This is a genomic window from Micrococcus lylae (genome assembly GCF_900163825.1).
In the GTDB taxonomy this organism is placed as follows: domain Bacteria; phylum Actinomycetota; class Actinomycetes; order Actinomycetales; family Micrococcaceae; genus Micrococcus; species Micrococcus lylae.
Map to the genome: position 1 here is coordinate 41166 of NZ_FUKP01000067.1, position 21663 is coordinate 62828.

Below are 21663 nucleotides of genomic sequence, written 5' to 3' on the forward strand. Positions count from 1 at the left end.
GAGTCCATGGACTCCTCCCTCATCGCGCACGACGCCGCAGCCCGCCATCCCTTCGTGGAGCAGGGGCTGCGGCGTCTGTCGTCGGCCACCGTGGCCGCCGGGCTCGTGTCCGCCGCGGCCTCGGTGGGCACCGGCCTGCTGAATCGGGACCCCGGCTACGTGCGCGCCCTGCTGACCTCCCGAAACTGGGGGACCGTCGAGCCCACCGCCGCGGACGTGGCGGCGGCACAGAGCACCGTGCTGGACGCCGTGCTCGTGGGAGCCGTCCTGCTGGCGCTCACCGCGCTGCTCGTGTGGCTTGTGCGCCGCCCCTGGCGTCCTGTGCGCTGGGTCGGCAGCGTCCTGACCGGGCTGGGCGCTTTCACGGCCGCGTTCTGGGCCGTGGACGGCGGCACGATGGTCCTCACCGCGGGCGCGGCCGGAGCGGTCGTCCTGGTGCTTGTCGGAGCCATGCTCGTGGCCTGCGCCCTGTGGCTGCTCGTGGCGCACTCGCAGACGGTGCGTGAGGCTCTCAACGGCTGACCTGACCCGGCAACGGCGAAGGGCCCGCCGCCCCGGAACGGGACGGCGGGCCCTTCGTGTGATCGTCAGGATCAGAAGGAGCGGGCCAGGATGGCCTGCTTGACCTCGGCGATCGCCTTGGTCACCTGGATGCCGCGCGGGCACGCCTCCGAGCAGTTGAAGGTGGTGCGGCAGCGCCACACGCCCTCCTTGTCGTTGAGGATCTCCAGGCGCATGTCACCGGCCTCATCACGGGAGTCGAAGATGAAGCGGTGCGCGTTGACGATCGCGGCCGGACCGAAGTACTGGCCGTCGGTCCAAAACACCGGGCAGGACGAGGTGCACGCGGCGCAGAGGATGCACTTCGTGGTGTCGTCGTAGATCTCCCGGTCCTTCTGGGACTGGTAGCGCTCACGGGTCGGCTCGTGGCCCGAGGTGACCAGGAAGGGCATGATCTCGCGGTAGGACTGGAAGAACGGCTCCATGTCCACGATCAGGTCCTTCTCCACCGGCAGGCCCTTGATGGCCTCGACCGTGATGGGCTTGGACAGGTCCAGGTCCTTCAGCAGGGTCTTGCAGGCCAGGCGGTTGCGGCCGTTGATGCGCATGGCATCGGAGCCGCAGATGCCGTGGGCGCAGGAACGGCGGAAGGTCAGGGAGCCGTCGTGCTCCCACTTGACCTTGTGCAGCGCGTCCAGGACACGGTCGGTGCCGTACATGGTGAGCTTCCACTCGTCCCAGTACGACTCCTCAGAGGTCTCCGGCACGTAGCGGCGGACCTTGAGGATGATGTCGAAGCTCTCGACGGCGCCGGCGCCGTCGCCCGACTGGTTCAGCTCGACCTTGGAGGCCGGCTCGGCGGTCTCGTTCACGGTGCTCATCAGTACTTACGCTCCATCGGCTGGTAACGGGTGACGACGACGGGCTTGGTCTCGAACCGGATGCCCTTCACGCCCTCCATCTCGGCGGTCTCGTCGCGGTAGATCATGGTGTGCGCCATGAAGTTGGCGTCGTCGCGGTCCGGGTAGTCCTCGCGGTAGTGGCCGCCGCGGGACTCCTTGCGGCCCAGGGCCGCCAGGGTCATGGCCTCGGCGATGTCCAGCAGGTAGCCCAGCTCCATGCCCTCGAGCAGGTCGAGGTTGAAGCGCTTGCCCTTGTCCTGCACGGAGATGTTGAGGTAGCGCTCGCGCAGGTCCTCGATCTCGGCCAGGGCGCGGCGGATGGACTCCTCGGTGCGGAACACCTGCATGTCGGCGTCCATGACCTCCTGGAGGCGCGAGCGCAGCGCGGCCACCTTCTCGGTGCCGGTGGCGGAGCGCAGGTTCTCGATCTGCTCCACCACACGGGCCTCGCCGTTCTCCGGCAGCTCGACGAACTCGGCGTCGTGCGCGTACTCGGCGGCGAAGATGCCGGCGCGACGGCCGAACACGTTGATGTCGAGCAGGGAGTTGGTGCCGAGGCGGTTCGAGCCGTGCACGGACACGCAGGCGACCTCGCCGGCGGCGAAGAGGCCCGGGACGATCGTGTCGTTGTCCTGGAGGACCTCGCCCTTGACGGTGGTGGGGATGCCGCCCATGAAGTAGTGGCAGGTCGGGAAGACCGGCACCGGCTCCGTGTACGGCTCCACGCCCAGGTAGGTGCGGGCGAACTCGGTGATGTCCGGGAGCTTGGCGTCGATGTGCGCCGGCTCCAGGTGGGTCAGGTCGAGCAGCACGTAGTCCTTGTTCGGACCGCAGCCGCGGCCCTGGCGGACCTCCTCGGCCATGGAGCGGGCCACGATGTCGCGCGGCGCCAGGTCCTTGATGGTCGGGGCGTAGCGCTCCATGAAGCGCTCGCCGTCCGCGTTGCGGAGGATGCCGCCCTCGCCGCGGGCCGCCTCGGACAGGAGGATGCCCAGGCCGGCCAGGCCGGTCGGGTGGAACTGCACGAACTCCATGTCCTCGAGCGGCAGGCCCGCACGGTAGGCGATGGCCATGCCGTCGCCGGTGAGGGTGTGGGCGTTCGAGGTGGTCTTGAAGACCTTGCCGGCGCCGCCGGTGGCGAACACGACCGACTTGGCCTGGAAGACGTGGATCTCGCCGGTGGCGAGCTCGTAGGACACGACGCCGGCCACGCGCTTCTGGGTGTAGGAGGAGCCGTCCTCGCGGGTCGCCTCCTCGTCCACCAGGAGCAGGTCCAGCGCGTAGAACTCGTTGTAGAACTCCACGTTGTGCTTGACGCAGTTCTGGTAGAGCGTCTGGAGGATCATGTGGCCGGTGCGGTCCGCGGCGTAGCAGGCGCGGCGGACCGGGGCCTTGCCGTGGTCGCGGGTGTGGCCGCCGAAGCGGCGCTGGTCGATCTTGCCCTCCGGGGTGCGGTTGAAGGGCAGACCCATCTTCTCGAGGTCGAGGACCGCGTCGATGGCCTCCTTCGCCATCACCTCGGCGGCGTCCTGGTCGACCAGGTAGTCACCGCCCTTGATGGTGTCGAAGGTGTGCCACTCCCAGTTGTCCTCCTCGACGTTCGCCAGCGCGGCGCACATGCCGCCCTGGGCCGCACCGGTGTGCGAGCGCGTCGGGTAGATCTTGGTGAGCACGGCGGTGCGGGCACGCTGGCCCGACTCGATGGCGGCACGCATGCCTGCGCCACCGGCGCCGACGATCACCACGTCGTACTTGTGTACCTGCATTCTCAGGTTCTCTCTTCCGTTTCGTGTGGACGTCCGCTCCGCGTCGGTGCGGGCGGCGTCGCAAGCGTCAGACGTCGGTGTGCGGTCAGCCGGCGCAGAAGGCCGGGGTGCCGGACAGCAGCTGGCCGGTGGCGTCCACCATGCACGGCTCGAAGGTGAAGATCACCAGGGTGCCGAGGATGATGATGGCGGCGGTGGCCACGTACAGGATCATGGACAGCCAGAAGCGGACGCCGTCGCGCTGGGCGTAGTCGTTGATGATGGTGCGGACGCCGTTGGCTCCGTGCAGCATCGCCAGCCACAGCATCACGAGGTCCCAGAACATCCAGATCGGGTCGGCCCACTTGCCGGCGACGAAGCCGAAGTCGATCCCGTGGATGCCCTCGCCGAGCATCAGGTTCGAGAACAGGTGCCCGAAGACCAGGACGACGAGGATCACGCCGGAGACGCGCATGAACAGCCATGCGAACATCTCGAAGTTGCCCTTCTTGCCCTTGTCGCGGGTGTACTTCGCGTCGACGCGCGTGGAGCGCGGAGCGGCGATCGTGGTCTCAGCAGCGGTGCTCATGGATCACATACCTCCAAAGGCCAGCATGAAGTGGCGGACGCAGAAGCCGAGGGTGAGGACGACCCAGAGTCCCAGGACGACCCACAGGAGGGTCTTCTGATGCTTCGTGCCGCCCTTCCAGAAGTCCACGAGGATGATGCGCAGGCCGTTCAGCGCGTGGAACAGCACGGCAGCCACCAGACCCGCCTCGCCGAGAGCGAAGAGCGGGTTCTTGTACGAGCCGATCACCGCGTCGTAGGCCTCCGGGGAGACGCGCACGAGCGAGGTGTCCAGCACGTGGACGAGCAGGTAGAAGAAGATCACGACGCCGGTGATGCGGTGGCCCACCCAGGACCACATCCCGCCGTAGCCGCGATACAGGGTCCCGCGGCCGTTTTTGGCCGGGGCCTGTGCAGTGGCACTAGTCACGGTTGATTACCTCCCAGGGAAATGCACTGGCCCGGTGCGCGTCCGTGGGCGGGCGGGCAGGGGGCTGGGGTGCGAGTCGATTCCACCTTCCAGGATAGACCCTCCCCGGCCTCCGCCGGGTTCCGGGGGCGGCTGTGTGACACGGCGCCCCCGCGCCGCGGTGTGCAGGGCACCGTCCACCGCCGGGACATCGGTCCGCTCGACGGGGCACTGCGTTCCGTAGAGTGGACCCCGTGAAGAACGAGAGCACCGCGCCTGCGCCGCAGTCCGACGCCGCCGCCGAGGCCCTGTCCCGCTTCCACGCCGTGATCCCGGCCGGAGGCGTGGGCACCCGCCTGTGGCCGCTGTCCCGCGCCGCCGCGCCGAAGTTCCTGCATGACCTCACCGGCTCGGGCCAGACCCTGATCCGTGCGACCTGGGACCGCCTGGAGCCGCTGGCCGGCGCCGGGATGATGGTCGTCACCGGCCAGGTGCACCGCGACGCCGTGGCCCGTCAGCTCCCGGAGCTGGGGGAGGGCGACTTCGTCCTGGAGCCGGAGCCGAAGGACTCCGCGGCCGCGATCGGCCTGGCCGCCGCGATCCTCTCGCTGCGGGACCCGGACACCATCATGGGCTCGTTCGCCGCGGATCAGGTGATCTCTCCGCTCGAGGACTTCCAGAAGGTCGTGGAAGAGGCGGTCGTCACCGCGGCCACCGGCAAGATCGTCACCATCGGCATCACGCCGACCCACCCGGCCACCGGTTTCGGCTACATCCGTCGCGGCCGTTCGCTGCGCCTGGAGGACGCCCCGCACGCCTTCGACGTCGCCGCGTTCGTGGAGAAGCCGGACGCGAAGGTCGCGGCGCAGTACGTCCGCTCCGGAAAGTACCTGTGGAACGCCGGCATGTTCGTGGCCCCGGTGACGCTGATGCTGCAGCACCTCGAGGAGCACGAGCCCGAGCTGCACGCCGGCCTGATGGCCATCGCGCGGGCCTGGGACACGGACCGTCGTCAGGAGGTCCTCGCCGAGGTCTGGCCGACGCTGAAGAAGACCGCCATCGACTACGCGGTGGCCGAGCCGGCCGCCGCCGCCGGGGACGTGGCCGTGGTCCCGGGCGACTTCACCTGGGACGACGTGGGCGACTTCGCCGCCATCGCCCGCCTGAACCCGGTCAAGGACGGCTCCGGCATCACGGTCATCGGCGACACCCCGCGCGTGTACTCCTCGGAGGCCTCCGGGGTGGTCGTCACCGACTCGGATCGCGTGATCGCCCTGATCGGCATCGAGGACGTCGTGGTGGTGGACACCGGCGACGCCCTGCTGGTCACCACCACGGACCGCGCCCAGGACGTGAAGAAGGCAGTGGAGTCCCTCAAGGCCGAGGGCGCCGACGACGTCCTCTGACCCGGCGCGCCCCAGATGACGCGAGGCCCCCGCGATGTGAACACCAGGTGAACCTCGCGGGGGCCTCTGCGCTACCCTGCGGTGACATGACCGGCACCATCGAGAGCTCCGCCTTCCCGCACCGCAAGACCGCACCCGACGTCCCCACCGTCTCCTCGGCGGTCGAGGCCCTGGAGGGCGAGGTGCGCGTGCTGCGCCGGTCCATCCACCAGGAGCCGGAGCTCGGCTTCGAGGAGCACGAGACCACCCGGAAGGTCATGGAGTTCCTCCGCGGTGCCGGGCTGGAGCCCGTGCAGCTGGCGGACACCGGCTGCTTCGTGGAGGTCGGCGAGGGGCCGCTGGTGCTCGGCCTGCGTGCGGACATCGACGCGCTGCCGGTCGAGGAGCTCACCGGCCTGCCCTACGCCTCGAAGCGCCACGGCCTGGCCCACGCCTGCGGCCATGACATGCACACCTCGGTGATGGCCGGCACCGCCGCGGCCCTGCACCGCATCCTCACCGGGCAGGTGGTGGACGAGGACCTGAAGGAGGCCGGCGCCCGCGCCCACGGCCGGGTCCGCATCATCTTCCAGCCCGCCGAGGAGCAGCAGCCCGGCGGCGCCCTGCACGTGATCGAGCAGGGCGTCCTCGAGGGGCTGCCGCGCATCCTGGCCGCGCACTGCGAGCCGCGCTTCGACGTCGGCACGATCGGCACCCGCATCGGCGCCATCACCTCGGCGGCGGACACCATCCGCATCACGCTGACGGGCCGCGGCGGCCACACCTCGCGCCCGCACCTGACGGAGGACATGGTGTTCGCCCTGTCCCAGATCGCGGTGAACGTCCCGGCCGTGCTCTCGCGCCGCCTCGACGTCCGTTCCGCCGTGTCCGTGGTGTGGGGCCAGATCTCCGCCGGCTCCGCCCCGAACGCGATCGACTCCACCGGTCGCCTGTCCGGCACCATGCGCTGCCTGGACGCCGCGGTCTGGGAGGAGGCCGGCGAACTGCTGGACGAGGTCGTCACCCAGGTGGCCGCGCCGTACGGCGTGGAGGTGGAGCTCGAGCACATCCGCGGAGTGCCGCCGGTGGACAACGCCGAGGCCGAGACCGCCCTGATCGAGTCGGCCGCCCGCCGTGAGCTCGGCTCCGCGGCCATCCAGCTGACCCCGCAGTCCATGGGCGGGGAGGACTTCGCGTGGATGACCCAGAAGGTCCCCGGCTCCATGCTGCGCCTGGGCACCCGCACCCCGGGCGGCATCGACTACGACCTGCACCGCGGCGACTACGCCCCGGACGAGCGTGCCCTGGGCACCGGCATGCGCGTGTTCGTCTCCGCGGCCCTCGGCGAGATGCTCCGCGCCCCGCGGCCCTGAGCGGCTCCGGCGCGCCCCGACGACGGCACCCGCCCCGGACTCGCGGCGCGCCCCGGGTGCGCGTCGCACCCAGGACCCGCGCGCGTCGCCCCCAGGGTCCACCCAGGTCGAGGTCAGCCTCGACGCGGGGGCGCGGGGCCGTCGTCGTGCGCCGTGCCACAGGTGTGGACTCAAGGTAAACTCACGGGTAACGAGCGTGCTCCTTCGCGTGCGCGCGGCACGCTCGAACCCGGTCCATGGGCGGACGCCCGTGCCCCGGGCATCGTCATCGCATCACGTGAAGTGAGGAAATCCATGGGCATCCTGTCCGACGAGAAGGCCCGTCGCCTTCTGCTTCCCGCCGCTGTCCTGTCCGTCTCGGGCCTGCTGCTCACCGGCTGCGGCGCCCCGCCGGAGGAGGGCGACTCCAACGCCAACGGCGAGGCCCAGGTCTCCACCGACCCGGAGGTCGGCGACGACAACTCCGACTACCTCGCCTGCATCGTCTCCGACGAGGGCGGCTTCGACGACCGCTCCTTCAACCAGTCCTCCTACGAGGGCCTGAAGGCCGCGGAGTCCGACTACGGCATCGAGATCCGCGAGGCCGAGTCCCAGGAGCCGGGTGAATTCACCCCGAACGTGAACTCCATGGTCGATGCCGGCTGCAACTCCATCTTCGGTGTGGGCTTCATGCTCGGCGACACCATCAAGCCGATCGCCGAGAAGGAGTCGGACATCCACTTCTTCGGCGTCGACGTCACCGACGGCGGCTTCTCGGACAACGTCCAGAACCTGACCTACGACACCGCCCAGGCCGCCTTCCTGGCCGGCTACCTGGCCGCGGGCATGTCCGAGACCGGCACCGTCGCCACCTACGGCGGCATGGAGCTTCCGACCGTGACCATCTTCATGGAGGGCTTCGCCGAGGGCGTCGAGTACTACAACGAGCAGAAGGACGAGGACGTCAAGGTCCTCGGCTGGGACAACGACGCCAAGACCGGCTCGTTCATCGGCGACTTCTCCAACCAGGCCGCGGGCAAGACCAACACCGCCAACTTCATCAACGAGGGCGCGGACATCATCATGCCGGTCGCCGGCCCGGTGGGCCTGGGCACCCTCGACGCGGTCGAGGAGGCCGGCGAGGACAAGGGCGTCAAGGTGATCTGGGTCGACTCGGACGGCTACGAGTCCACCGACAAGGGCCAGTACATCCTGACCTCCGTCATGAAGAACATGGGCCAGTCGGTCACCGACGTGATCGCCGAGGACCTCAAGGGCGAGTTCACCCACGAGGCCTACCTGGGCACCCTGGAGAACGAGGGCGTGGGCCTGGCCCCGTACCACGACTTCGACGGCGAGGTCCCCGAGGACCTGAAGAAGGAGGTCGAGGACCTGCGGCAGCAGATCATCGACGGCGACGTGACGGTCGAGTCCTCGATCGACGAGGGCTGAGACGCCGCCTGAACGCCACGGGGCCGGACCCGGCAGCACAGCAGGGTCCGGCCCCGTGGCGCGCACACCGCGTGCCGGAGCCCCGGCACGTGACCGGATGGAGGAGACGGAACACCCCATGAAGCTCGAGCTGCGCGGCATCACGAAGCGGTTCGGCACGTTCGCCGCGAACGAGGACGTGGACCTGGTGGTCGAGTCCGGGCAGGTGCACACCCTGCTCGGAGAGAACGGCGCCGGCAAGTCCACCCTGATGAACGTGCTCTTCGGCCTGTACGACCCCACCGAGGGCGAGATCCTGCTCGACGACGAGCCGGTCGCCTTCGCCGGTCCCGGCGAGGCCATGCGCGCCGGCATCGGCATGGTGCACCAGCACTTCATGCTGGTGCCCGTGTTCACCGTGGCGGAGAACGTGGCACTGGGCGACGAGTACACGAAGGCCGCCGGCGTCCTGGACCTCGAGGCCACCCGCCGCAGGATCCGTGAGATCTCGGACCAGTACGGCTTCCACGTGGATCCGGACGCGATCGTCGAGGACCTGCCTGTCGGCGTGCAGCAGCGCGTGGAGATCATCAAGGCCCTCGTCCGCGATGCCCGCATCCTCATCCTGGACGAGCCGACCGCCGTGCTCACCCCGCAGGAGACCGACGAGCTGCTGAACATCATCCGGCAGCTGCGCGCCGACGGCACCGCGATCGTCTTCATCTCCCACAAGCTCCGCGAGGTCAAGGCGATCTCGGACACGATCACCGTGCTCCGCCGCGGCCGCGTGGTCGGCACCGCCGACCCGTCCGCCGAGGCCTCCGAGCTGGCCGCCCTCATGGTGGGCCGCGACGTGGTCCTCAACCGCCAGAAGACCGAGCCGAACCTCGGCGATCAGACGTTCTGCGTGGAGGACCTCACCGTGGTCTCGCCCACCGGCCAGGTGCTCGTGGACGGCGTCTCCTTCGGCATCCGCCAGGGCGAGGTCCTCGCGATCGCCGGCGTGCAGGGCAACGGCCAGACCGAGCTCACCGAGGCCATCATGGGCCTGCAGAAGGCGTCCGGCTCCATCCGCCTGGACGGGCGTGAGCTGCTCGGCCGCTCCACTCGCCAGATCATCCGCGCCGGCGTGGGCTTCGTCCCGGAGGACCGCTCCACCGACGGCCTCGTGGGCACGTTCACCGTGGCGGAGAACATGGTGCTCAACCGCTATGACACCGCTCCGGCCGGGACCTCGCTGCAGCTGAACCCGAAGGCCATCCGCCGCCTCGCCACCGAGAAGGTCGAGGAGTTCGACGTCCGCACCCAGGGCGTGGACATCCCGGTCGGCACGCTCTCCGGCGGCAATCAGCAGAAGGTCGTCATGGCCCGTGAGCTGGTGGACGACCTCTCCCTGTTCATCGCGTCCCAGCCGACCCGCGGCGTGGACGTGGGCTCGATCGAATTCCTCCACTCCAGGATCATCGCCGAACGCGATTCCGGCACCCCCGTCATGATCGTCTCCACCGAGCTGGACGAGGTGCTCGAGCTCGCCGACCGGATCGCGGTGATGTACCACGGCCGGATCGTCGGCATCGTCCCGGGGGACACCTCGCGCGACCACCTCGGCCTCATGATGGCCGGCCAGCTCCCCGACGACGTCGTCCTCGCGGACGGCTCCACCCCGACCCAGGAAGGAGCGCGCGCATGAGCACCGCCGCCCCGCAGCCCACGGCGTCCGAGGCGCCGGGCACGGCGTCCGGCACGCAGCCCGGCGCCGGCCGTCCGGCGCCGGACCAGGCCTCCGTGATGCGCCAGATCCTCTCCGGCAACGGCACGGTCACCGTGCTGGCCATCGTCCTGTCCCTGCTGATCTCCGGCCTGCTGATCGTCGTCACCGACGAAGACGTGCAGGAGACCGCCGGCTACTTCTTCGGCCGTCCGACGGACATGCTCGCGGCCGCGTGGTCCGCGTTCTCGGGCGCGTTCCTCGCCCTGTTCCGCGGCGCGATCTTCAACTACGAGGCCTCGAACTTCGAGGGCATGATCAGGCCGCTGACCGAGACCATGACGGTGGCGACGCCGCTGATCATCATCTCCCTCGGCATCGCCATCGCCTTCAAGGCGGGCCTGTTCAACATCGGTGGCCAGGGGCAGTTCATCTTCGGCGCCATGTTCGCCACCTGGTTCGGCGTCTCCATGGACCTGCCGTTCGGCGTGCACCTGCTGGTCGTCCTGGTCATGGGCGTCCTCGGCGGCATGCTCTGGGGCTCCGTGGTCGGCCTGCTCAAGGCCTACACCGGCGCCCACGAGGTCATCCTCACCATCATGCTGAACTACGTGGCGCTGAACCTGCTGGCGTACCTGCTGAACACGGACATCCTGCGCCGTGAGGGCACCACCAACCCGGTCTCGGAGTTCCTGCCGCAGCAGGCCCGCTTCCCGCTGCTGTTCGGTGAGGGCTTCCGCCTGCACTGGGGCTTCGTCCTGGCGCTGGCGGCCACCGCCTTCGCCTGGTGGCTGCTGCAGCGCTCCACCGTCGGCTTCCGCCTGCGCGCGGTCGGCGCCAACCCGGCCGCGGCCCGCACCGCCGGCATCTCCGTGAAGGGCGCCTACATCACCGCCATGGCGGTCTCCGGCGGCCTGGCCGGCCTGGCCGGCATGGCCCACGTGTCCGGCACCGAGGGCTCCCTGAACACCTCGGTGGCCGGTTCCTTCGGCTTCGACGCCATCACCGTGGCCCTGCTGGGCCGCTCCAACCCGGTGGGCGTCCTCTTCGCCGGCCTGCTGTTCGGCGCCCTGCGCGCCGGCGGCGTGACGATGCAGACCCAGACCGGCGTGCCGATCGACATCGTCCTGGTGGTGCAGTCCTTCATCGTGCTGTTCATCGCCGCCCCGCCGCTGGTGCGCACCATCTTCCGCCTGCCCGCCCCGGGCGCCGCCAAGGCCCGCCGCACCGCGGACCCGGTGACCCAGCCGGCCGTGGCCGGCGCCGCCGTCGCCGGCGCCTCGGGCGAGGCGGCCGTCCCGTCCGTGGAGACCCAGGAGGCCGCCGTGGCCGCCGAATCCGCCGCGGACGGTGTGGAGGACCCGGACCCGGCACCCACCGCCGCCGAGCCGGCTCCGGCCGCCGGCGCTGACACCCAGACCTCCGAGAAGGGGCAGACCCGATGAGCGCCACCGCCGCTGAGAAGAAGACCGTGGCCGAGACTCCGGACGCCGCACGCCGCGGCAAGGACGACAAGCCGCTGGTGCGCAGCTGGAGCACCCCGATCCTGCAGACCGTCTTCGCGCTGCTCTCCCTGGGCCTGTTCGCGATCGGCGCCCCGGCGCACGACGCCGAGTTCCGCATCGCCACTCCGGGCGACCTGATCGAGCTGGCGGCCGTCACCGTGCCGGCCGCCCCGACCCTGTGGGTCCTCACCCTGGCGATGATCGCCATCACGGTCCTCGCCTGGGTCCGCGCCGCTGCCGGCCGCAAGAACCCGGTGTGGCTGAACGGCCTGTACGTGTTCGCCTTCGTGGCCGCCTTCCTCATCTGGGTCGTCGGCTCGGCAACGAACAACTCCGTGTACCTGACCGGCCTGATCGCCGGCTCGTTCGCTCTGGCCGTGCCCCTGATCTTCGGCTCGATGGCCGGCATCCTGTCCGAGCGCTCGGGCGTGGTCAACATCGCGATCGAGGGCCAGCTGCTCGCCGGCGCCTTCACCGCCGCGATGGTCGGGTCCGCCACCGGCTCGGCCTGGATCGGCCTGGCCGCCGCGATCGTCGCGGGCGTGGCCGTCTCCAGTCTGCTGGCCGTGTTCTCCATCAAGTACCTGGTGAACCAGGTGATCGTGGGCGTCGTGCTGAACGTGCTCGTGATCGGCCTGACCAGCTTCCTGTTCTCCACGGTGCTGGCCCCGAACTCGTCCGAGCTGAACTCGCCGCCGCATTTCCCGAACATCCGCATCCCGTTCCTCGCGGAGATCCCGATCATCGGCCGTATCCTGTTCGATCAGTCGATCCTCGGCTACGGCATGTACCTGATCGTCGGCCTGCTGTGGTTCGGCCTGTTCCGCACCCGCTGGGGCCTGCGCGTGCGCGCCGTGGGCGAGCACCCGAAGGCCGCGGACACCGTGGGCATCGACGTGCTGCGCACCCGCTACGTCAACGTGCTGCTCGGCGGCGCGGTGGCCGGCATGGGCGGCGCGTTCTTCACCCTCGTCTCGGCGTCCTCCTTCTCCAAGGAGATGACCGCGGGCCAGGGCTTCATCGCCCTCGCCGCCGTGATCTTCGGCCGCTGGAATCCGATCGGCGCGTTCTTCGCCGCCCTGCTGTTCGGCTTCGCCACCAACATGCAGTACGTGTTCGCCATCCTCGGCACCCCGGTGCCGAGCCAGTTCATGGCGATGCTCCCGTATGTGGTCACCGTGTTCGCGGTGGCCGGCCTGGTGGGCCGCTCGCGCGGGCCGGCCGCGGCGGGCACGCCGTATGTGAAGGAGTGACCGTGGAGCCGAACGCTGTGGACTGGGAGGCGCTGACCGCGGCCGCCGTGGAGGCCCTGCAGCACGCCTACGTGCCGTACTCGGGCTACCGTGTGGGCGCGGCCGCGCTGACCGCCGACGGCCGTACGGTGAACGGCTGCAACATCGAGAACGCGTCCTACGGCATCACGCTGTGCGCCGAGTGCTCGCTCGTCTCCGCCCTGATGATGGGAGGCGGCGGGACGCTGGCCGCGTTCGTCTGCGTGAACGGGCACGGCGAGGTGATCATGCCGTGCGGCCGCTGCCGCCAGCTGCTGTCCGAGCACCGCGCGCCGGAGATGCTGCTGATGACCCCGGCGGGCGTGCTCACCATGGACGAGGTGCTGCCGCAGTCCTTCGGTCCGGCGGACCTGGAGTCCGCCTCCGGCTGAGCCGCCCTCAGCCGGAACCACGACGACGGCCGCCGCCCTCCGAGGCCATCCCACCTCGCCGGCGACGGCCGTCGTAGTCTGTTGTCTTCAGAGAACGTCTCCGAGGGAAGGATCCCGAGCCGCCATGACCGATGCCCCCGCCGCCGAGCCCTTCGACGCGATCGAGGTCATCCGTGCCAAGCGCGACGGCCACGAGCTGAGCCGTGAGCAGATCGACTGGGTCGTGGACGCCTACACCCGTGAGGTGGTGGCGGACGAGCAGATGTCCGCCCTGGCCATGGCGATCTTCCTCAACGGCATGCAGCTCCGGGAGATCGCGGAGTGGACGAACGCGATGATCGCCTCGGGCGAGCGCATGGACTTCTCCGGGCTGACCGCCCCGGACGGCCGCAGGCTGGAGACCTCGGACAAGCACTCCACCGGCGGTGTGGGGGACAAGATCACCCTGCCGCTGGCCCCGCTGGTGGCCTCCTACGGGGTGGCCGTCCCGCAGCTGTCCGGCCGCGGCCTCGGCCACACCGGCGGCACCCTGGACAAGATGGAGTCCATCCCCGGCTGGCGCGCCGAGCTGTCCAATGAGGAGATGATGCGCCAGCTCGGCGAGGTCGGCGCGGTCGTCTGCGCCGCAGGGTCCGGCCTGGCCCCGGCGGACAAGCGCCTCTATGCGCTGCGCGACGTCACGGGCACCGTGGAGGCCATCCCGCTGATCGCCTCCTCGATCATGTCCAAGAAGATCGCCGAGGGCACCGGCACCCTGGTGCTGGACGTGAAGTGCGGCTCCGGCGCCTTCATGAAGGACGAGTCCATGGCCCGGGAGCTGGCCCGCACGATGGTGGACCTGGGCCGGGATGCGGGAGTGAACACCACCGCCCTGCTGACGGACATGTCCGTGCCTCTCGGCCTCACCGCGGGCAACGCGCTCGAGGTGCGCGAGTCCGTGGAGGTCCTCGCCGGGGGCGGCCCGGCCGACGTGGTGGAGCTGACCGTGGAGCTGGCCCGCCACATGCTGGCCGGCGCCGGCGTCACCGGTGTGGATCCGGCCGAGAACCTCGCCAACGGCAAGGCCATGGACGTGTGGAACGCCATGATCTCCGCCCAGGGCGGCGACCCGAAGGCCGCGCTGCCCACCGCGAAGCACACCGAGACCGTCACCGCCGAGGCGGACGGCGTCCTCACCGAGCTGGACGCGATGGCCGTGGGGCTGGCCGCCTGGCGCCTCGGTGCCGGCCGTGAGCGTCAGGGCCAGCCGGTGCAGTTCGGCGCCGGTGTGGAGCTGCACGCCCGTCCGGGCGACGAGGTCAGGGCCGGGCAGCCGGTGATGACCCTGCACACGGACACCCCGGAGCGCTTCGAGCGCGCCCGGGCCGCCCTGGCCGGCGGCTGGACCGTGGAGCAGGCCGACGCCGAGCGCGCCGCCGCCCTGCGGGGCCGCTCCGTCATCCTCGACGAGATCCGCTGAGCGGTCGGGGAAGGTCGTGCTCGCCTGGCTCGAGGAGTTCATCCTCCACGCCGCAGCCCAGTGGTGGGTCCTGCCCGTCACGGGACTGCTGTGCCTGCTGGACGGCATCGTGCCGGCCTTCCCGTCCGAGTCCGTCCTGGTCGCGCTCGCCGCGATCGTGAAGGACGGCCAGCCGTTCGCGCTCACTGCCCTGTGGGCAGTGGGCGCGGTCGGCGCCTTCTGCGGAGACAACCTCGCCTACCTGATCGGCCGCACCGTCGGCGCCGACCGCTGGCGCTGGATGCGTTCCAAGGCCGTGGCCGGGGCCATGGGCATGGCCCGCCGGAACCTGGACCGGCGCGGCGCCTTCCTGCTGTTCACCGCCCGCTTCATCCCGGGCGGACGCGTCGCCGTGAACCTCACCGCCGGCGCCACCCGGTACTCCTACCTCCGCTTCGTCCTGCTGGACGCGATCGCCTGCCTGTGCTGGTCCGCGTACTCGATCCTGATCGCCCGCGTGACCACCGGCTGGCTGGACTCCCCGCTGGCGAAGGTCGCCGTCTCCCTGGTCGGCGCCTTCGTGGTCGGCCTGCTGCTGGACCGCCTCATCCACCTGGTCCTCAGCCGCCGCGAGCAGGCGGTGGCGCGGCGGACGCCCGGCACCGGCCCCACGTCCTGAGCCGGGGGTCGTCCGGCTCCCTGCCCGTCCGGCCCCTGCCGTAGACTCCGGGGCGTGACTGAGAGCATCCCCACCGCCGACGCCCCGAGCCCCCTCGAGATCGACCTCGCCGCCCTGCCGAAGGTCTCCCTGCACGACCACCTGGACGGCGGCCTGCGCGTGGCCACCGTCCTGGAGCTGGCGAAGGAGGCCGGCACGCCGGTCCCGGCCGAGACCGAGGAGGAGCTGGCCGCCTGGGTCCACTCCCACGCCAACGGCGAGTCCCTGGAGAAGTACCTCGAGGTGTTCGCGCTGACCACCTCCGTCATGCAGACCCGTGAGCAGCTGCGCCGCGTGGCCCGCGAGTTCGTCGAGGACCTCGTGGAGGACGGCGTGGTCTACGGAGAGATCCGCTGGGCGCCCGAGCAGCACCTGGAAGGCGGCCTGACCCTGGACGAGGCCGTCGAGGCCGTGCAGGAGGGCCTGGACGAGGCCGTCGCCGCCGCGGTGGACAACGGCCAGGACATCTCCGTCGGCCAGCTCATCACCGCCATGCGCCACGCGGACCGCGCCCAGCAGATCGCGGAGCTGGCCGTGCGCCACCGGGACCGCGGCGTGGTCGGATTCGACATCGCCGGCCCCGAGGCCGGCTTCCCGCCGTCCCGCTTCGCGGACACCTTCACCTGGCTGGCCGCCCAGCACCTGCCGGCCACCGTGCACGCCGGTGAGGGTGACGGTCTGGCCTCCGTGCAGGACGCGCTCGTCAACGGCCGTGCGCTGCGCCTGGGCCATGGCGTGCGGATCGCCGAGGACATCAGCGTGGAGTACGGCGCGGTGGACGAGGACGGCGAGCAGCTGGACGCGGACACCGGCCTGGTGGAGCTCGGCCCCACCGCCGCGTGGGTGCGGGACCGGCAGATCGCCCTGGAGGTCTGCCCGTCCTCGAACCTGCAGACCGGTGCCGTGGACCCAGCCGCCGGCATCGAGGGTCACCCGATCGACATGCTGGTCCAGCTCGGGTTCCGCATCACCGTGAACACGGACAACCGCCTCGTCTCGGACGTCTCGCTGACCGATGAGCTGTACCTGCTGGCCGAGACCTTCGGCTACAGCCTGTCCCAGCTGCTGGAGTTCCAGCTCAACGCCGCCGAGGCCGCGTTCCTGCCGGTCGAGGAGCGGGAGGAGCTCGCCGAGCTGCTCGTGGCCGCCTGGAACCCGGTGATCTCCGGCTCCGGGGACGCCCCGCACCTGGCCGAGCTGCCGGACGACGAGCCCGCCGACGCCGAGCAGGACTGACGCACCAGCGTCTGACGAGCATGGGTGCCCGGGTCGACCATCTGGTGTGGGTGGTGGCACAACTGCGCCTCCACTGCCCCTGGACCCGGGCGCTCACACATGAGCAGCTGACGGAGTATCTCGTCGAGGAGGCCTACGAGGCCGTCGAGGCGATCGAGACCGGCGCGGACGAGGACACGCTCCGCTCCGAGCTCGGAGACGTGCTCTTCCAGGTGGTCCTGCACTCGGCGATCGCCCAGGACCGCGGCGCCTTCGCCATGGAGGACGTGGCCGAGGCGATCACCGCCAAGATGCTGCGCCGCAACCCGCACGTGTTCACCCCGGACGGTGCCCTCCGCCCGCCGGACGAGCTGCGGGAGATCACCGTCGAGCAGCTCGAGCGCCAGTGGGAGTCCATCAAGGCCGCCGAGAAGGCCGCGGCCTCCTCAGCCCCGCCGGCCGCACCGCCCTCCTGCGCACCCGGCCCCGCTCCCGAGGGGAGCGGGCAGTCGGGGGAGGGGACCGTCGTCGAAACGCCGGGGGAGGACCGGCCGGGGCAGACCCGTGCAGCGGACGCGGCCCTGGCGGACCTGCTCGCCTCCCTGCCCGCGCACCTGCCGGCGCTCGCCGCCGCCGGCAAGGCCGTCGACCGCGCCGCCCGGCGCGAGCCGAACCCGCTGCCGGCCCCCACTCAGACCCCGGACCACCTGGCCGAGGCGCTCGCCGACGAGGCGGCGCTCGGCGAGGCGCTCTTCGCCCTCGTCCGCCACGCGCGGGCCGCGGGGCTGGACCCGGAGCGCGCGCTGCGGCGGCGGCTCAGGGGTCCGGGCCCGGACCCCGCGCGGTAAGCTTGCAGGCGTAGGCCACCGGACCCACCACCGCATTCAAAGGAGACTGCTCCATGGCTCTGATCGACGCCATCCAGGCCCGTGAGATCCTCGACTCCCGCGGCAACCCCACCGTCGAGGTGGAGGTGCTGCTGACCGACGGCTCCGTCGGCCGCGCCGCCGTCCCGTCGGGCGCCTCGACGGGCGAGTTCGAGGCCGTCGAGCGCCGTGACGGCGACAAGGGCCGCTACCTCGGCAAGGGCGTGCAGGACGCCGTCGCCGCCGTCGACGAGATCGCCGACGAGCTCGAGGGGGCCTTCGCCGAGGACCAGCGCGCGGTCGACTACGCCATGCTGGACCTGGACGGCACCCCGAACAAGGGCAAGGTCGGTGCCAACGCCATCCTCGGCGTGTCCATGGCCGTGGCCGTGGCCGCCGCCCAGTCCGCCGAGCTCCCGCTCTTCAAGTACCTGGGCGGCCCGAACGCCCACGTGCTGCCGGTGCCGATGATGAACATCCTCAACGGCGGCGCCCATGCCGACTCCAACGTGGACATCCAGGAGTTCATGATCGCCCCGATCGGCGCGCCGACCTTCAAGGAGGCCCTGCGCTGGGGCGCCGAGGTCTACCACGCCCTGAAGAAGGTGCTGCAGGACAAGGGCCTGGGAACCGGCCTGGGCGACGAGGGCGGCTTCGCCCCGAACCTGGAGTCCAACCGTGCCGCCCTGGACCTGATCGCCGAGGCGGTCCAGGCCGCCGGCTACACGCTCGGCGAGGACATCGCCCTGGCCCTGGACGTGGCCTCCTCCGAGTTCTGCGAGAACGGACGGTACACCTTCGAGGGCGAGCAGCGCTCCGCCGAGCAGATGGCCGCCTACTACACCGAGCTGGTGGACAACTACCCGATCGTCTCCATCGAGGACCCGCTCGACGAGAATGACTGGGAGGGCTGGCAGCTGCTCACCGAGTCCCTCGGCGGCCGAGTCCAGCTGGTGGGCGACGACCTCTTCGTGACCAACGTGGAGCGCCTGCAGCGCGGCATCGACGACAAGGCCGGCAACGCCCTGCTGGTGAAGGTCAACCAGATCGGCTCCATGACCGAGACCTTCGACGCCATCTCCCTGGCCCAGCGCCACATGTTCCACTGCATGATCTCCCACCGCTCCGGCGAGACCGAGGACACCTTCATCGCGGACCTGGCCGTCGCCACCAATGCGGGTCAGATCAAGACCGGCGCCCCGGCCCGTTCGGACCGCGTGGCCAAGTACAACCAGCTGCTGCGCATCGAGGAGGAGCTGGGCGACGCCGCCGTCTACGCCGGCCGCACCGCCTTCCCGCGCTTCCAGGGCTGAGCCACCGACGCAGTGACCCCGCCCCGCCGGTGACCGCCGGGCGGCAGGGGGACACACGAGGGCCCCACGCTGCGAGCGTGCGGGCCCTCGGTGCGTCCGGGCCGGGGCCGCACGGGCCGTGCGGTCCGGCGCGTCAGCCCGGCTGCCGTCCAGGTGCGGCGACTACCCTGGGGACATCCCCGCCCGTGACCTCCTCGAAGGAGCCCGCCCCATGGTGAGCCGCCGCCCCCGCATGCCCCGCGTGCCCGGTGCCGAGCGTGCCCGGGCGGAGGCCGCCGAGGCCGAGCAGGCCAAGGCGGCGGCGGAGGCCCGCGCGGCCGCGGACGACGCCGTACGGCGCAGGGCCGCCGAGACCGCGGAGGACCTCGCCGCCGAACACAGCGCCGCGGACGGCGAGACGGCGAAGGAGAACGCGACGTCGGCGGGCGAGCGGTCGGCGGGCGGAGACGTCGTCGAGCTGCGTCGCGCCGCGGACGCCGCCGAGACCTCCGTCAGTGAGGACGCCGCCGGCATCGTCGCCGAGCGCGAGGTGAAGGACTCCGCCGAGCACCCCGGGAGAAACGGGGAGGACCCGGAGAAGGACGGGGAGACGGCAGGGGGAACGGACGCGCCCGCGTCCACCGCCTCCTCCCGCATCGCCACCGAGCCGGGCCCGAGCGTCTCCCGCCTGCGCCCCGCAGGCGGTTCGCACGGCGCCGGATCGGCCTCCGATCCCCGCCCGTCCGCCCGGTCCCACACCGCCGGGGCCCGCCCGGCCGGCTCCCCTCAGCGCCGCCTCGGCCCGGGACGCACACCCGAGCAGGCAGCCCAGGATGTCGCCCGCCGCCGCCAGCCCGCCCCGAAGCCGGTGCCGGCGCGATCCGTCACCGGTCGCTCGCTGGTGGTGATCGCGGTGATCTTCATCGCCGCCACCCTCATGGCCCCGACGCTGCGGGTGTACCTGAACCAGTCCCTGGAGATCGCGGCCGCCGAGCAGGACATCGAGGACCAGCAGCGGCAGAAGGCCGAGTACGAGGAGCGGATCGCCCGCTGGGAGGACCCGGACTTCGTGCGCCAGCAGGCCCGCGACCGCCTGGACCTGGTGATGCCGGGGGAGACCCTCTACATGGTCACCGGCCAGGATCGGATCGAGGAGGTCCCCGAGGAGACGGACGACGCCCAGGAGGAGCCGGTGAACGAGCACCTGCCCTGGGCCGAAGGCCTCTGGGACTCCGTGGTCCGCGCCGCCACCGAGTGACCGGGGCCGGCCTCCACTCCGGCGGCCGGGACCTCCGACCACCGCTCAGCCCGCGGGCCGGCACCGATGCCCGGCACCACAGCACCGAACTGCACAGCACCGAACCGCACACCTTCCGCACCCTGACGAGGACCCCCACATGAACACCGCTGACCGCACCGTCACCGAGCATGACCTGGACACCCTGTCCCTGCAGCTGGGCCGACCTGTTCGAGACGTCGTGGAGATCGGCGCCCGCTGCGTGTGCGGCAGCCCGTTGGTGGCCACCACGGCCCCCCGCCTGTCCAACGGCATCCCGTTCCCCACCACCTTCTACCTGACGCACCCGGTGCTCACCGCCGCGGTGTCCCGTCTCGAGGCGGACGGGGAGATGACCCGCATGAACGAGCGCCTCGCCGAGGACGCCGAGCTGGCCGCCGCCCACCGCGAGGCGCACGAGGCCTACCTGGCCGAGCGTGACCGCGTCGGTCGGCTCTCCGGCGTGGGCGAGGTGAAGGAGATCGCCGGCATCTCCGCCGGCGGCATGCCCGAGCGCGTCAAGTGCCTGCACGTGCTGGTCGGCCATTCCCTGGCCGCCGGACCCGGCGTGAACCGCCTCGGCGACGAGACCCTGGAGAAGATCGCTCCGTGGTGGACCCCGCAGGCCTGCCGCTGCGACGGCGCCTGGGACGCCTCCGCCGAGGTCCCCACCAAGGACCTGTCCCGCCACGTGAAGCACCTGGAGAAGGTCGAGGCCCTGAAGAAGGTCACCGTGGCCGGCATCGACTGCGGCACCAACTCCATCCGCCTGCTCATCGCCCGACCGGACGAGCAGGACCCGGAGACCCTGGTGGACGTCGTCCGTGAGATGACCATCGTCCGCCTCGGCGAGGGCGTGGACGCCACCGGCGAGTTCTCCGCCGCGGCCCTGGAACGGACCTTCGCCGCCGTGGACGCCTACGCCCGCCTGGTGCAGCGCCACCACGCCGGTGCCGTCCGCTTCGTGGCCACCTCCGCCACCCGGGACGTGCAGAACCGCCAGGTCTTCGTGGACGGCGTGACAGAGCGCCTCGGCGTGGAGCCGGAGGTCATCTCCGGCGCCGAGGAGGCCTCCCTGTCCTTCCGCGGCGCCGTCTCCGCGTTGCCGCCCGGCCTGGACCCGCAGGACCGCGTCCTGGTGGTGGACCTCGGCGGCGGCTCCACGGAGTTCGTCGTCGGCACCGCCGCCGGCGAGGTCCTGGACGCCGCGTCCACGGACATGGGCTGCGTGCGCTTCACCGAGCGCTTCCTCCCGGACGCCGACCCCACCGACGACCAGGTCGCCGCCGCCACGGCCGGCGTGGACGAGATCCTGGACCACGTCGCCGGGCGACTTCCCCTCGAGACGGTGAGTGCCGTCGTCGGGGTGGCCGGCACCGTCACCACGGTGACGGCCCACGCCCTGGGCCTGGAGGACTATGACTCCGAGCGGATCCACGCCACCGTCCTGCCCGTGGACGAGGTGACCGCCTCGGCCCGCGCCCTGCGCTCCGCCTCCCGTGAGGAGCGCGCGGCGATGGGCTTCATGCATCCGGGCCGCGTGGACGTGATCGGGGCGGGCGCGCTGATCTGGTCGCGCATCGTCGAGCGCATGCGTGAGGTCGCGGGCGTGACGGACGTCGTCACCAGCGAGCGTGACATCCTCGACGGCATCGTCCTGTCCATGAAGGACCACTGATTTCCAGCCGCC

General features: G+C 71.2%; 19 protein-coding genes. 15 read left to right on the forward strand and 4 right to left on the reverse strand.

All coding sequences use genetic code 11. The features are described 5' to 3' along the window. Positions 1–6 precede the first annotated feature (6 nt). Positions 7–522: a hypothetical protein gene (locus tag FM125_RS10200; protein ID WP_087134530.1), complete on the forward strand. Its 516-nt coding sequence runs from the start codon at positions 7–9 to the stop codon at positions 520–522. Between the two features lie 71 nt (positions 523–593). Here the strand turns inward: FM125_RS10200 and FM125_RS10205 are convergent, their stop codons facing one another. The 4 genes from FM125_RS10205 to sdhC form a co-directional block, all read right to left on the reverse strand. Then, positions 594–1382 carry a succinate dehydrogenase iron-sulfur subunit gene (locus tag FM125_RS10205; protein ID WP_067188035.1) on the reverse strand — a complete coding sequence of 263 codons (789 nt, stop codon included), beginning with the start codon at positions 1380–1382 and terminating at the stop codon, positions 594–596. Next, the gene (sdhA, locus tag FM125_RS10210; protein WP_070638732.1) at positions 1382–3169 is read right to left on the reverse strand and encodes a succinate dehydrogenase flavoprotein subunit; all 1788 of its coding nucleotides are present in this window, start codon (positions 3167–3169) and stop codon (positions 1382–1384) included. The genes FM125_RS10205 and sdhA overlap by 1 nt, the downstream gene beginning before the upstream one ends. A gap of 85 nt (positions 3170–3254) precedes the next feature. Continuing rightward, entirely contained in the window at positions 3255–3737 is a 483-nt protein-coding gene (locus tag FM125_RS10215; RefSeq protein WP_070638734.1) for a succinate dehydrogenase hydrophobic membrane anchor subunit, read from the reverse strand. A gap of 3 nt (positions 3738–3740) precedes the next feature. Next, positions 3741–4145 (reverse strand): succinate dehydrogenase, cytochrome b556 subunit, encoded by a 405-nt coding sequence (sdhC, locus tag FM125_RS10220; protein WP_082739465.1) that lies wholly within the window; start codon positions 4143–4145, stop codon positions 3741–3743. A gap of 233 nt (positions 4146–4378) precedes the next feature. Here sdhC and FM125_RS10225 point away from each other — a divergent pair, with 233 nt between their 5' ends. From FM125_RS10225 to FM125_RS10290, 14 genes are all read left to right on the forward strand, one after another. Then, a complete protein-coding gene (locus FM125_RS10225) occupies positions 4379–5530 on the forward strand; it encodes a mannose-1-phosphate guanylyltransferase (RefSeq protein WP_087134531.1) in 1152 nt (383 codons plus the stop codon). An 86-nt stretch (positions 5531–5616) separates the two neighbouring features. After that, positions 5617–6882: an amidohydrolase gene (locus FM125_RS10230; protein ID WP_087134532.1), complete on the forward strand. Its 1266-nt coding sequence runs from the start codon at positions 5617–5619 to the stop codon at positions 6880–6882. Positions 6883–7176: 294 nt separating this feature from the next. Beyond that, entirely contained in the window at positions 7177–8313 is a 1137-nt protein-coding gene (locus FM125_RS10235; RefSeq protein ID WP_087134533.1) for a BMP family lipoprotein, read from the forward strand. Positions 8314–8431: 118 nt separating this feature from the next. Beyond that, the gene (locus FM125_RS10240; protein WP_070638743.1) at positions 8432–9982 is read left to right on the forward strand and encodes an ABC transporter ATP-binding protein; all 1551 of its coding nucleotides are present in this window, start codon (positions 8432–8434) and stop codon (positions 9980–9982) included. Next, positions 9979–11445 (forward strand): ABC transporter permease, encoded by a 1467-nt coding sequence (locus FM125_RS10245; RefSeq protein WP_087134534.1) that lies wholly within the window; start codon positions 9979–9981, stop codon positions 11443–11445. The genes FM125_RS10240 and FM125_RS10245 overlap by 4 nt, the downstream gene beginning before the upstream one ends. After that, a complete protein-coding gene (locus FM125_RS10250; RefSeq protein ID WP_067188061.1) occupies positions 11442–12758 on the forward strand; it encodes an ABC transporter permease in 1317 nt (438 codons plus the stop codon). Before FM125_RS10245 ends, FM125_RS10250 begins: the two co-directional genes overlap by 4 nt. A 2-nt stretch (positions 12759–12760) precedes the next feature. Next, positions 12761–13168 (forward strand): cytidine deaminase, encoded by a 408-nt coding sequence (locus FM125_RS10255; protein WP_245829974.1) that lies wholly within the window; start codon positions 12761–12763, stop codon positions 13166–13168. Between the two features lie 124 nt (positions 13169–13292). Next, positions 13293–14627, forward strand: coding sequence for a thymidine phosphorylase (locus FM125_RS10260; RefSeq protein ID WP_087134535.1), 1335 nt, complete (start codon positions 13293–13295; stop codon positions 14625–14627). A 16-nt stretch (positions 14628–14643) separates the two neighbouring features. After that, positions 14644–15285, forward strand: coding sequence for a DedA family protein (locus FM125_RS10265; RefSeq protein ID WP_067188072.1), 642 nt, complete (start codon positions 14644–14646; stop codon positions 15283–15285). Between the two features lie 54 nt (positions 15286–15339). Continuing rightward, entirely contained in the window at positions 15340–16560 is a 1221-nt protein-coding gene (locus tag FM125_RS10270) for an adenosine deaminase (RefSeq protein ID WP_180525517.1), read from the forward strand. A 20-nt stretch (positions 16561–16580) separates the two neighbouring features. After that, a complete protein-coding gene (locus FM125_RS10275) occupies positions 16581–17387 on the forward strand; it encodes a MazG nucleotide pyrophosphohydrolase domain-containing protein (RefSeq protein WP_087134536.1) in 807 nt (268 codons plus the stop codon). Between the two features lie 53 nt (positions 17388–17440). Beyond that, positions 17441–18718, forward strand: coding sequence for a phosphopyruvate hydratase (eno, locus tag FM125_RS10280; protein ID WP_087134537.1), 1278 nt, complete (start codon positions 17441–17443; stop codon positions 18716–18718). A 211-nt stretch (positions 18719–18929) separates the two neighbouring features. Continuing rightward, complete coding sequence (locus tag FM125_RS12425) at positions 18930–19955, forward strand: FtsB family cell division protein (RefSeq protein WP_281251981.1); 1026 nt, start codon at positions 18930–18932, stop codon at positions 19953–19955. 139 nt (positions 19956–20094) lie between these two features. Further along, a complete protein-coding gene (locus tag FM125_RS10290; RefSeq protein WP_087134538.1) occupies positions 20095–21651 on the forward strand; it encodes a DUF501 domain-containing protein in 1557 nt (518 codons plus the stop codon). The last annotated feature ends 12 nt before the right edge of the window (positions 21652–21663 follow it).

What these genes read in the sequence shown, in the direction of transcription:
- sdhA (WP_070638732.1), bottom strand. Translation starts at nt 3,169, where the DNA reads ATGCAGGTACACAAGTACGACGTGGTGATCGTCGGCGCCGGTGGCGCA.
- FM125_RS10290 (WP_087134538.1), top strand. Translation starts at nt 20,095, where the DNA reads ATGAACACCGCTGACCGCACCGTCACCGAGCATGACCTGGACACCCTG.
- FM125_RS10230 (WP_087134532.1), top strand. Translation starts at nt 5,617, where the DNA reads ATGACCGGCACCATCGAGAGCTCCGCCTTCCCGCACCGCAAGACCGCA.
- FM125_RS10215 (WP_070638734.1), bottom strand. Translation starts at nt 3,737, where the DNA reads ATGAGCACCGCTGCTGAGACCACGATCGCCGCTCCGCGCTCCACGCGC.
- FM125_RS10205 (WP_067188035.1), bottom strand. Translation starts at nt 1,382, where the DNA reads ATGAGCACCGTGAACGAGACCGCCGAGCCGGCCTCCAAGGTCGAGCTG.
- FM125_RS10260 (WP_087134535.1), top strand. Translation starts at nt 13,293, where the DNA reads ATGACCGATGCCCCCGCCGCCGAGCCCTTCGACGCGATCGAGGTCATC.
- FM125_RS10200 (WP_087134530.1), top strand. Translation starts at nt 7, where the DNA reads ATGGACTCCTCCCTCATCGCGCACGACGCCGCAGCCCGCCATCCCTTC.
- FM125_RS10240 (WP_070638743.1), top strand. Translation starts at nt 8,432, where the DNA reads ATGAAGCTCGAGCTGCGCGGCATCACGAAGCGGTTCGGCACGTTCGCC.
- FM125_RS12425 (WP_281251981.1), top strand. Translation starts at nt 18,930, where the DNA reads ATGGTGAGCCGCCGCCCCCGCATGCCCCGCGTGCCCGGTGCCGAGCGT.
- FM125_RS10275 (WP_087134536.1), top strand. Translation starts at nt 16,581, where the DNA reads ATGGGTGCCCGGGTCGACCATCTGGTGTGGGTGGTGGCACAACTGCGC.
- FM125_RS10245 (WP_087134534.1), top strand. Translation starts at nt 9,979, where the DNA reads ATGAGCACCGCCGCCCCGCAGCCCACGGCGTCCGAGGCGCCGGGCACG.
- eno (WP_087134537.1), top strand. Translation starts at nt 17,441, where the DNA reads ATGGCTCTGATCGACGCCATCCAGGCCCGTGAGATCCTCGACTCCCGC.
- FM125_RS10235 (WP_087134533.1), top strand. Translation starts at nt 7,177, where the DNA reads ATGGGCATCCTGTCCGACGAGAAGGCCCGTCGCCTTCTGCTTCCCGCC.
- FM125_RS10250 (WP_067188061.1), top strand. Translation starts at nt 11,442, where the DNA reads ATGAGCGCCACCGCCGCTGAGAAGAAGACCGTGGCCGAGACTCCGGAC.